This is a genomic window from Actinomadura sp. KC216, from assembly GCF_004348535.1.
In the GTDB taxonomy this organism is placed as follows: Bacteria; Actinomycetota; Actinomycetes; order Streptosporangiales; family Streptosporangiaceae; genus Spirillospora.
The window spans coordinates 1-10972 of record NZ_SMJX01000277.1 but is presented as its reverse complement, the minus strand read 5'-3'; the positions used below and the strand labels follow the sequence as shown (position 1 = coordinate 10972).

Annotated in this window: 7 protein-coding genes; 6 read left to right on the top strand and 1 reads right to left on the bottom strand. The window is 63.3% G+C overall.

Annotation, left to right across the window (positions count from 1 at the left end):
- Positions 1 to 88 precede the first annotated feature (88 nt).
- The 4 genes from E1264_RS33130 (at position 89) to E1264_RS33115 (ending at position 4590) form a co-directional block, all read left to right on the top strand.
- On the top strand, positions 89 to 304 hold the full coding sequence (locus E1264_RS33130) for a hypothetical protein (RefSeq protein ID WP_132179835.1): 216 nt from the start codon (positions 89 to 91) through the stop codon (positions 302 to 304).
- Positions 305 to 584: 280 nt separating this feature from the next.
- Complete coding sequence (locus tag E1264_RS33125; protein WP_132179833.1) at positions 585 to 1454, top strand: abortive infection family protein; 870 nt, start codon at positions 585 to 587, stop codon at positions 1452 to 1454.
- Between the two features lie 380 nt (positions 1455 to 1834).
- Complete coding sequence (locus E1264_RS33120; protein WP_132179831.1) at positions 1835 to 3142, top strand: DUF4365 domain-containing protein; 1308 nt, start codon at positions 1835 to 1837, stop codon at positions 3140 to 3142.
- A gap of 11 nt (positions 3143 to 3153) precedes the next feature.
- Complete coding sequence (locus E1264_RS33115; protein ID WP_132179829.1) at positions 3154 to 4590, top strand: hypothetical protein; 1437 nt, start codon at positions 3154 to 3156, stop codon at positions 4588 to 4590.
- A 494-nt stretch (positions 4591 to 5084) separates the two neighbouring features.
- Here the strand turns inward: E1264_RS33115 and E1264_RS33110 are convergent, their stop codons facing one another.
- The gene (locus E1264_RS33110; RefSeq protein WP_132179827.1) at positions 5085 to 5798 is read right to left on the bottom strand and encodes a hypothetical protein; all 714 of its coding nucleotides are present in this window, start codon (positions 5796 to 5798) and stop codon (positions 5085 to 5087) included.
- Positions 5799 to 5969: 171 nt separating this feature from the next.
- Here E1264_RS33110 and E1264_RS33105 point away from each other — a divergent pair, with 171 nt between their 5' ends.
- Both E1264_RS33105 and E1264_RS33100 read left to right on the top strand, forming a co-directional pair.
- Positions 5970 to 9380 carry a DEAD/DEAH box helicase gene (locus tag E1264_RS33105; protein WP_165964502.1) on the top strand — a complete coding sequence of 1137 codons (3411 nt, stop codon included), beginning with the start codon at positions 5970 to 5972 and terminating at the stop codon, positions 9378 to 9380.
- Positions 9377 to 9979: a hypothetical protein gene (locus tag E1264_RS33100; RefSeq protein WP_132179823.1), complete on the top strand. Its 603-nt coding sequence runs from the start codon at positions 9377 to 9379 to the stop codon at positions 9977 to 9979. Before E1264_RS33105 ends, E1264_RS33100 begins: the two co-directional genes overlap by 4 nt.
- Positions 9980 to 10972: the final 993 nt, after the last annotated feature.

Genomic DNA, 10972 nt, shown 5'->3' with positions numbered 1-10972 from the left:
CCCCGGGCCTGGTCGAGGCGGCTCTACCCCGGGGACGCCCGAGGACCAACCCGGTCCAACCCCGGAGTACCGCCGCTACCAACTCGAAATGCCAAACCGAAGCCTCGCCGACCACGACACCCGGCGAAGTATCGCCAACCTCCTACAAGCCGTACTCGACGCGGTTGACCCCGAGATCGGCGGCGACCTCCAACTCCTGGACCTCCAACTCAACCTCACCGCAGCCCCTGCCGCGATCCAAGAGATTGAACAGCATTCCGAGCAGGCCGGAGCGACCTGGACCGAGGAGGACCTTGACTTCTAGATCTGAGTAGTACCAGCGAGCTTCTGTACTGGCGGCGCAAGCGCGAGCAGTATTACTTCTCTCCGAACGTGACCCCATGACGCCAACCTCTTGCATGCCAGGGGGTGCTCAGCGTCCGGGAGATCGCCACCAGGCTGGCCACCACCTCGGCAACGGCGTCGTCTGATCCCCTCTAGTCGCCTTGCTGTACCTGTGGGCCGACGGAGGCGGACGCTGCGGGTGCCAGAGAAGGTGAAACGCCGATGCGATCTTAGCCAACGGCGCTCTACCGTCGAGGCTCATGAGCGATAGCGATCTGGTGAGTAGGGCCGCCCGCGCCGAGGTTCGTGGTCACGTCACCGACTTGGCTGTCGCGGCGATCCGCGAGTACTGGGAGAACGAGGAATTCGCCGCGGTCCCTGACCTGCCCTCGCGTGATTCCAGCATCCGTCGGTCGACCTTCGACTCCTATGCCGCCGCCGTCGACTGGAGTGATCCTGGGCATGTCGAGCGTGCGCTGCGGGTCATGGAGACACTGTTGCGGCGGGTGCGCCGGGACGCATTGTCTGGCCATGAGCCCTCGTTCGAGGAGGTGCGCGATCTGCTGGCTCGTGACGGGTATGAGCTGGATGAAGAGCTGCGGATCCGAGTGCGTCACGTTGGGCGTCTTCAGGTACATGTCGCGGCTCTGACCGATCCGTCAGGCATCCATGCCGAACTGGAGCGGGTTCGTCGATCGGTCGCCCGGCACCCAGATGACGCGATCGGTGCGGCAAAACAGTTGATCGAGGCGACCGCCAAGGTGGTCTTGGCCGAACGAGGTCGACCGGTGAGCGATCATGACGATCTTTCGGACCTGGTGAAACGCTCCCAGCAGGCGCTCGGCCTGCACCCGCAGCAGTCCTCGACCTCGGCCGGTCGCGCGACAGCCGGCCCAGATGCGGCCAATGCGGTGAAGAGGATCTTGGGCGGGCTGTCCTCGGTGGCGCTGGGCGTCACCGAGCTGCGCAACAAGTACGGGTCGGGGCACGGCCGGTTGAGGGCGCCTTCGGGCCTGTCGGCCCGACACGCCCGCTTGGCCGTCAACGCTGCCGGTACATGGTGCGAGGTCATGCTGGAAACCCTCGCCGATCCTTCCGCTCCCTGGCGGGACGGCCCCACCGGACTTTGATCTTCTCGGTCTGGCAGGCCCGATCTGGACGCCACCTGAGCAGGCATCAGCAACTCCGCTATCGACCTGCCGGTTCCGCGAGGCTGTCCAACAGCGAAGCCGTGAGCAGGACACCGCGGTCCAGGCTCGCTCGCTGAGCCTTCGCTAACGGAGCTGAACTTCGGAACAGCGAGATGTCGAGAGGATCTGTGCTGGTCGGCTGTTCGGCGACAACTTGCTCCACGTTTGTCGGTGGAGCGTTCTACGCTAAGGGGCTGGGGCCCAGCGCGACAGTTAAGGATCTTCTTCCGATGTTGAACGACGTTGGTCAGCAGTGCCGAGACCACGGTCCCGTCAAGATCGCGGAATGCGTGGCGGTGCGGACTACGGAGCTGTAGTAGATGCCGAAACGCAGCAACCAGCAGCGGGCTGGTTACCGAGGCGAGGCTTTCGTTTCCAAGGCGGTCTTTGACGCGGGCCACGTGTGGAACGACACGAAACGAGATTTCGCGGTCGACGGCCAGATCGAGTTCGTGGCCGTAGACCAGGAAGTCACTGGAGTTGCCGTCGTTGCGCAGGTAAAAGCTACCGAGGCTGGGTTTGCGGGGGACAACGAGACCGGGTTCAAATTCACCTGTAAGCCCGATCACATCGCCTACTGGCTTCGTCTGGGCAGACCCGTCGTGTTGATTTGTGTGGACCTGCGTATCCAGCAGGCATGGTGGAAACGCGTCGATACCTGGTTCGCTGATCCCGAGCGCAGAGCGCGACGTGTCGTCGAGTTCGCCAAAGCCGTCGACCGGTTCGATCCGGACGCCTTCAGTAGGCTGTCCGCGTTGGGCGTGCCAGTCGGGGAACCGCTTCCGCGCCTCGAAGGAAGCGAACAGCTGATCTCGAACCTCCTGGCCGTTGAAGGGTTCGCCCCTCAAATCTTCGAAGCATCCACCCTATGCCGCGAGCGCGGCGACGCTTGGGAGCGGATGCGAGCGAACGGCAGTAGCTTTGAGAGCGGCTTCTTGTTGGCAGGGGAGCGTATCTATGCGATGCAGCCCTTGGACAATGGCCCTCTCACCGTGCTGTGTGATGGACCGGTGAGTTCGCTGCCCACCGAGACTTGGTCTCGGACCGAAGACCCAGATCTGCAACGGCGATTCGTGTCGCTCCTGAATTTCACACTCCGGTCAGCTCATCACCCGAATCTGGTGTGGCACCCCAAAAAGAAGATCGTCTACATACAAGCTCCACCGGACCGCTCGAACCGAAAGATTCGCGGCCGCTACCCGCGAAGCCGAGGCCGTAGCTTCTTCAAGCCCTACTTCGGTAAGGACGACGAGACTAAGATCAGCTTTTGTCGTCACTACGCTGCTAGCCTGTATTTTCGACGCTGGAGTGATCAATGGTTCCTGGAGATAAACCCCACATACCATTTCACTATCGACGGGCGGCGCGATTCGCTCTATGACGCGGAGTACGTCTCGAAACTTAAGCGCGCGGAACGCAACAACGCCGTCTACCAGCTGGTTCGTGCTTGGGCAGACTTTCTTCAGGGCGAAGACACCCTCTTCAGCAACCGGGATGAACGCATTCGCTTCGGCCAACTCCTCGAAATCGACTGCGATGCCGCGATCGATGAGTCGACCTGGATACCACAAGATCCTCCACCGACCTCCAGGGTTGAGGGCCTGACCCAAGGGCTGTGGGACCTGTGATGAAAGCGCGTGTGCTCTACGAACCCGAACTGGAGTTCCGGGCTGGCAACCGCCATATCGACCCTCGCCACGGGATCAGCCTCTTTGGCCCCGCCGACGCTGACTCTCCGACAGCGCCGCACCAGATACCGATCGCGTTGGTCGGCCCCGCGCCGGCCCTCGACGGCATCCGAAAATGGCTCCAACGCTGCCAGAATCCAATCGAGGCCAAGGAAACCAAGCCAGGGCAGGAGAACCTGCACCAACCGTTCCCAGGCTTCAGCGGCGACTCCCAGTTCGGTTCCACTCTCGTCTTCGACGACGCCTTGGTCCGGGAAATCCCTGCACGACAGCTGCGCCGCCTCGCGCGGGCGGAGGTCGCTTCCGCCACTGCCGAGGCGGTCGAGATCTACGCCGACGCAGCCCGGTCGCTGGCTGAGACCGGGCGCTGCAGAGTCGTGATCTGTGCCCGACCTGACGAACTCCATGACCGCGAAGACCGGCCACCGCAAGAGACCGGTGATAAGCCCGAAACGAAAGCCGATGAACGAGAAGCCGGAGGTGACTTCCACGACCTGCTGAAGGCCGTCACGCTGGGCTTGCAGGCACCCTTGCAGCTCATACGCAGAGAAACCTGGACCGGCACCCGGCCGAAGACCGACAACGAGGTGACCCGGCCGCTGCAAGACGAAGCCACCAGGGCGTGGAACCTTCACACCGCTCTGTACTACAAGGCCGGCGGAACGCCCTGGCGGATGCCACGACACAGCTCTGACCTCGCCACCTGCTACATCGGCATCAGCTTCTACCGCACAGCGACTGGCGAAGAACTGCACACCGCCGTCGCCCAGGTCTTCAACGAGCGCGGCGACGGAGTCGTCGTCCGCGGCGGCACTGCACAGATCTCCAAACACGACCGCCAGCCCCACCTCGCGCTAGCCGACGCCAAACGCCTCCTCCTGGACGCCCTCGCCGAATACCGCCACACCCATGGCCACCAGCCGGCCCGCATCGTCATCCACAAGACCTCCAAATTCACCCGCAGTGAAACCGACGGGTTCTACGAAGCCGCAGACGAGCGCGACATCGACCACGTCGACATGATCTGGATTCAGCGTCGGGGCGCGCCTCATCTCTACCGCACTGGGCAACTCCCGCCACTTCGCGGCACCTCAGTCCAAATGGACGAGCGATCACTTCTCCTCTACACGCGCGGATCGGTGCCCTACTTCCGAACCTATCCCGGGTTGTACGTGCCCCAGCCCCTGCTCATCCGGCCCGCGTCGCAGAACACCGACCTCCAGCTCGCGGCCACCGACATCCTCGGCCTCTCCAAAATGAACTGGAACAACGCTCAATTGGACGAACGTGATCCGCTGACCTTGCGGACCTCTTATCGCGTCGGCTCTATCCTCAAGCACGTCCCATCCATCGCCAAGATCGCAACCCGGTACGCCTACTACATGTAGGGAGACCATGAGGCAGGTGCCCACTGAGTGCTGGGACCTACCGCTTCGGCATCCGGGGCGCTTGACACCCGACCGCCTTACCTAAATCGTGAACGATCTATTGAAGGCAGTCGAAGATCTTCCGACTACCTCGACGCTGACTCCACGTAGGGCCGAGAAACTTGAGGGCGGTCTTCGGTAGCTGGCGAGCAGGGGACCGGTCACGTATCGGCGGATTATGGTCCCCAGTTGCGTCATCAGCAGGAGGATGGGGTTAGCGAAATATGTCTTCGCATTTGAAGTCTGATGAAGACCCATCATGCCCATAACGCGCGGCTATTCACCCGGAGCTTAGTCAGCATTTAGACGCTTCGATTGCAAGGAGTCGATGGTCGACTGGGTTCGTTCAGGCGTGATCGGGCCGTTTTCGGCAGGCTGGGCGGTCTCAATAAGCTGATCGAGGAGTGCGCGAGCTGCTTTCGACCGCGCTTTTCTCTTCGTGGTCGCTTCTCCGCTTACACTGAGAGTGACACTGTCGTCTGCTCGGGTGGTTTCGATAGTTGCCGTAAAGGCTGGCTGGTGAGGTGGTCCGCTGCTGGTGTAGGCGCATGAGAGGTGGTGATGAGCTTTTTTTGCTTGAGTTCGTTGAGTGTAACCAGCGGGTCTCTTTTGGCCTCCTTGGAGAGGTGAAATGTGGTCGCGGCGTCTTGGGCCTGGTGTGGACTTGACGACTGCGACTGCGACTGCGACGGGTGATTGCTGCTGATGGAGATGCCTCCGGCGCTCAGCCATGCACGTAGAACGCTGGTAGGGACATCGAGAAGGTCTCCCGCTTGGCGAATGCTCAAATTCTTGTCATGCATGAGGTGCAGCGCCTCTTCAAGGATGAGAGCAGGCTCATCGATTTCGTCGGTAGGCAGCCGGAGCCGAGCGGCATGTTGCTCATGTCCCCTTTGGAGGCGTGAGTGGGAAGACATCAAGCATCGCGAATTGCAGTACAGGCCGAGCCGGTGATGCTTGTTTCCATGGCCCGTTGCGCGTTGCACGATATACCAGCCGCTGGGGAGATAGAAGCCATGTTTGATCCGCCCGCAGTGGCGGCAGAAATAGCCGCGCTCTTCCCGTTCGTCGGGATAGCGGCGAATTGAGGACGCATCGTCGAGGGCGTCTTCGTGCCCGGCTATATCCGGCACGTCCTGCTTGATTGGTTCCGCATCGGGATTACTCATGTCACCACTATCTGCGGTGCTGCCATTACTTCGAGTAGTCTATGGTGTCGGAGCCGTGGACGGGAATGTTCTCCGACGGTTGCGGGCCGCGTGTCGCGCCATCCTGGAAGGCGGGCGAGCGCGATGAGCCAGGGATTCCCCGCGTGGCTCCGGGCGGTGTATCGGCGTGGCGTGTTGGACGAGGAATGCGCAGCCGAGGTCCAGCGACGCGCCCGAGGCGGCCTGCTGGCGGAAAGTGATCTTCGTGCGCTGCTGCTCGTACCGATCGATGGCCCCGGAGTGTCTGCGGCACGACAGACCGCGATGCAATGCGTGGTACGAGCGCCGCACCTCGCGGTGTCGATCTTGTCGATCCATTGCCAGTCGGCCGGGTTCTTCCCGCCCACCGCCAAGGAGCGGCGATTGGAGACCGGTACGCAGAATTTCGCTGCCCAGGCTTCTGTGATTGCCGGCGAGAACCCGGTGACCGGTCAGTGGCGGTGTGGACCGACCAAGAAGGTCGCGCACCAGCGCGCTCACGTGGATCTCCTCGCCGAACTGGCTGGGCTCCGCGAAGCGATCGGCACGGTACTGGACCGGAAGCTAGGTGGCCCGCCGCTGGGCAACCCCAGAGTGCCCAGGGCTCGTGAAGATCCGGATCCCGTGGACGGACTACGCGGGGCTCCCGTCGCTGAAAACGCGGCACCGCCACGGCTCCGATTGCGTGAACGGCCGGTCGCAACTGCCTGGCCACTGGTCCGGCAGGCCCTGTCGCACGGCGCTGATCTGGTCTTTGACGCAGGACCGGTGGTCGGGCAGGCCACGTTCTTGTGCACCGTGCCCGCTGCTTTCGGCACGGACCGTGCCCAACCCGGCTTTGTCTCTCGTCCGCTGTTGTTCCCAGGGGGTGAGCTCACGCAGTTCGATTGCCTGCGCGCGGATGTGCTGGAGGTGACCCATGCGCTGGCCGGCCCCCCGGAGCCCGGGTGGTCTGATGCGACGAGGCTGTGGGCGAGCGTCATCCGACTGGCCTTGGAAATGATCAGCAACGGGCGGGTAGTCCCGTCCGTTGCCGAAGCCCGCCATCCTCGCGACCGCCAACCGGCCTGGCAGGTCGGGCCCATCACCGCCGAACTTCGTGAGCGGCTGAACCGCAGCGCCGAAGTCTTGGCCGACCTCCCGCGATGTCTGCGCCTGAGCGGCTGGGCAGGTGAACCGATCGAAGATCCGGCCAACCCGGTCGATGCGGTCTGCGCCTGCGTTGATGCGGTAGCCGATCGATTCGTTCCCGCCCCCGGCTTCCGATATCTCCTAGGGCCTGTACCGTTCGCGGCACCGGTCGACTACACCGATCCGATCTCGCCGCTACAGGAGTGGACCGACGGCGTCCAGGAAGCACTCGACACCGAACCAGTCGTCCCGTTGATCCTGCGCATTTCAGAGCCTCACACTGACGGCGCACGCAGGCTGCGCGCCACCCTCCGGCTCGCGGCCCTGCCTGACAGCCCGGACACCGCCGTGGACGCCGAGCAGGTGTGGAACCGGCACAGCGATTTCCCCGGCTACAGCCCTGACCTAGCGCGCCGCGTGGCCCGAACCTTGCGCCGCGCCGCAAGAGCGTTTCCCGCGCTGCGTCCGCTGGGCGCCCAGCCCCAACCGGAAGCAGTTCTCCTTCACCTCAGCGATGCCGCCGCTCTACGCGGCAAAGCGGGCCAAGAACTGGAGCGCGCCGGCATCACAGTCGAGTGGCACAAGGACTGGGCGGCCGATCTGTCCGCCCAGGTCGTGCTCGGCACCGGCTCGCCCGCACCGGTCGGCAACGGAGTGTTCGGCCTGGGAGAAATACTGGACCGCCGCTGGCAAGTCACCCTCGACGGCGTTGCGTTGACCGAGGACGAGATGGACGCCCTTGCCGCGCAGGCCCTGCCGTGCGTGCGCACACACAACCGATGGGTTCTGCTGGACGAAGACATCCGCCAACAGCTACGCAACCGGCGGCTACCGCCCATCACCACTCGCGAGGCCCTCCTTGAGGTGCTGTCCGGCCGCGTCACCCTCGACGGAGTCAGTTACGCCTGCACCGCAGCCGACGGCCTCGCCGAACTGATCGAGGAACTGCGATCCAGCCCCGACCAGACCGCAATGCCTCCACTTTCCCCCGAACTGCAGAACACCACGCTCTACCCTTACCAGCAGACCGCGTTGAACTGGCTCAACCGCCTCACCGCACGGGGCTTTGGAGCCCTTCTCGCGGACGAGATGGGCATCGGCAAGACCATCACCGCCCTGGCATACCACCTGTGCCGTCAACCTCTCAGCCTCGGCCCGACCCTTGTGCTGTGCCCCACCGGCCTGATCGCGAACTGGACCCGGGAAATCCAACGACGCACCCCGGCGGTAACCAAGCTGATCTCCTACGCCGGGCCGCAGCGCAGCCTCACCGGCATGGACCAGGGCAGCATCGTGCTCACCAGTTACGCCCTGCTCCGCCAAGACTTCGAGATGCTCAACGCGCACTTCTGGGGTCTGATCGTTGCCGACGAAGCCCAGAAGATCAAAAACCCTGCGACAGCAACGGCACGCCTAGCCCGCGCGCTCAACGCACGGACCCGGCTCGCGCTCACCGGCACTGCAGTGGAAAACTGGGGCGGGGAGTTGTGGTCGATTTTGGACTGGTGTAATCCTGGGCTGTTTGGGCCGCGTTCACAGTTCATTGCCCGCTATGTCCGCCCTATTGAGACGTCTACCGACCCTGATCAAGCCGAAGCTGCTCGTCAGCGGGTACAGAAACTACTCCTCCCGTTCGTCTTGCGCCGGGTCAAGACCGACCCGGCCCTTAACCTTCCTCTCCCCGACAAATCCCACACGACCCACACGGTGGCGCTGTCGAAAGAACAGGTCAGCCTCCTAGAAGGGCTGCTGCGCGACACCCAGCAGCAAATACGGGCATGCCCCGACGGTCGCCGCTACGGTCAGCTCGCACTCCACCTCATCCTCAGCAGCAGAAAGATCTGCAACAGCCCAGACCACTTCACCCGCGAAAACCCAGCCGTCATCCGGGCAAACCCAGATGAAGCCGCACGCCGCGCTCCCAAGCTCCACCAGCTTCTGCACCAGGCACGGGAGCAGGGGGAAAGCGCCCTTGTGTTCACCAATTTCACTGTCCTTGGCCGCCTTCTTACCGCCTATCTCAAAGCCCGCGGCCACCGCACATTGCGCTACGACGGCTCGCTCTCCCCTCGTCAGCAGACCGCCGTACTCGAAGAATTCACCGCCCGCGAAGGCCAGGTGCTCGTCCTGACACCCCAAAAAGGTGGAGTCGGCCTCAACCTTCCTCACGCCAACCACGTCATCCACTACGACCGGTCCTGGAACCCGGCACTGGAAGCACAAGCCAATGACCGGGTACACCGCATCGGCCAGAAACGCCACGTCCACATACACTACCTCATCTCCGCAGGCAGCATCGAAGAACGCATCGCCGCCCTGCTCGAACGAAAGAGCGGTCTAGTCGACGCCTTTATGGCCTCCGGGGAACTCGACTACACCAGACTCACCGAGACCGAACTCATCGCCTTGTGTGCCGTAACCCCACGCCCATGACTCGCAGAGATCAGATCCGCAGGGACATCCCACTAAACGAGCTTGCCCCGCACGACCCACCGGCCCCAACCCCGGCGGCTGCTGACATCTCCTGGATCCGCCGCGACGCCGCCGAACGTGCAGCGGACCTTCTGGCCAACGCTGCGCCCCCCTTGGCATCGCTTGTTGATGCCATCCGACTGCTCGCTGACCGCAACGACCCTGAACTCGCTCAAGCCGTCATCGAATACACCGGGCTCCGCTCTGCGGAACTGGCCCGCCTCCGGACCGCCTTCACCTATGGCGGGCCGACCGGCGTCGAAGTCATGCTCCAACTCGCCGGCCAAGAACCCGAAATCACCGCCGACGGCGACACCATGAACTCTGCTGCGACCACAATCGACGAGATCCGGAGTAGAGCGAGCGCGCCAGTCCGCACCAACCACAACGGAATCATCGACGACGCCGAAAAGCTACAGATCTGCCTGGGCCCGGACGGACGCTGGTACCCCTTCACCGGCACCGCTGACGGTGGCTGGGCCGCCGTCCGCCGCCCGACCGCCAACCCTGCCGCGGCCTACGAAGCTGCCAAGAACGCCAAACGCCAACGCCACGGCTGAGCACAAGAACAGGGAAATGTTCTTCTCGTCAAAGTCCTGAGCCAAGTCAGTCGACCCACTTCGCAGATGCCGATGGCGTCAATAGCGAGGGCAGCCATTCCTATTTAGCCAAGTTGGAACTGCTGAGCAAGGGGGTGTAGCATGCGCGCATTCTCCCGAGCGTCCGTGTTTCGTCACTATGGTATTACGGCGTCGATCGAGTGAGATCTCCGAGCACAGCTGGCCTATTACCAGGGCGGGAACGATCACCGCTGGTTCAGTCGTACAGGTAACCTTCGTCTGACCCGATTGGGTACTCGTCATCATGCCTTGGGCGTGTGACCGTTGTTGCTGTCCCGGGTGCGGATCGGCGTGCGCCTGGGGCTTCCTTAGCTTAACGATCTTGAGAGGTCAGCGGTAGGGAGGCCGTCGTGGGCTCAAGTAGTGCCGTTCTCCTTGGCGAGGCCATCAAGACCGCCCGGGTTGCACGTGGTTGGAGTCAGGCGAGACTTGCGGAGGTGTTGCATAGGTCGCCTTCTACGGTTTCACGGTGGGAGACCGGTGCCCAGCGACTCACCGATGTCGAGGATTTGCGCGTGGTGGCGGATGTCTTGCGAATACCGTACGAAGACCTTGGACTCGCCCCTACCGGCGACTCGGCAGCGAAGGATGATGACCCAGTGCGGCGACGGCAACTTCTACGGAATTTCGCGGTGGCGGCTGCGGCGTCGGCGGCGCCCGGTGGTTTGGCGGGTGTTGCCGGTGCGAAGGAGCTGGGTTCGGCGCCCGGTGAGCTGTTGGTGGGCAACCTGCGTGATGCGTTGTTGGGGTCGATGCCATCGGTCAGCTTTAGTACCCGGTCCCAGGCGGCGCAGGCTCTGGCACGCGCTAACCAGGGTTAATGGGTCATGGCGGTTTGGTGAGTGGACGGGCCGGTGGTGTGGGCGTATGCCGGTGGCATGGCCAGATACCCCCAGGGCGGCGGGATGACCGACGCGGGCCGTGAACGGCGAG

What these genes read in the sequence shown, in the direction of transcription:
- E1264_RS33130 (WP_132179835.1), top strand. Translation starts at nt 89, where the DNA reads ATGCCAAACCGAAGCCTCGCCGACCACGACACCCGGCGAAGTATCGCC.
- E1264_RS33125 (WP_132179833.1), top strand. Translation starts at nt 585, where the DNA reads ATGAGCGATAGCGATCTGGTGAGTAGGGCCGCCCGCGCCGAGGTTCGT.
- E1264_RS33120 (WP_132179831.1), top strand. Translation starts at nt 1,835, where the DNA reads ATGCCGAAACGCAGCAACCAGCAGCGGGCTGGTTACCGAGGCGAGGCT.
- E1264_RS33110 (WP_132179827.1), bottom strand. Translation starts at nt 5,798, where the DNA reads ATGAGTAATCCCGATGCGGAACCAATCAAGCAGGACGTGCCGGATATA.
- E1264_RS33100 (WP_132179823.1), top strand. Translation starts at nt 9,377, where the DNA reads ATGACTCGCAGAGATCAGATCCGCAGGGACATCCCACTAAACGAGCTT.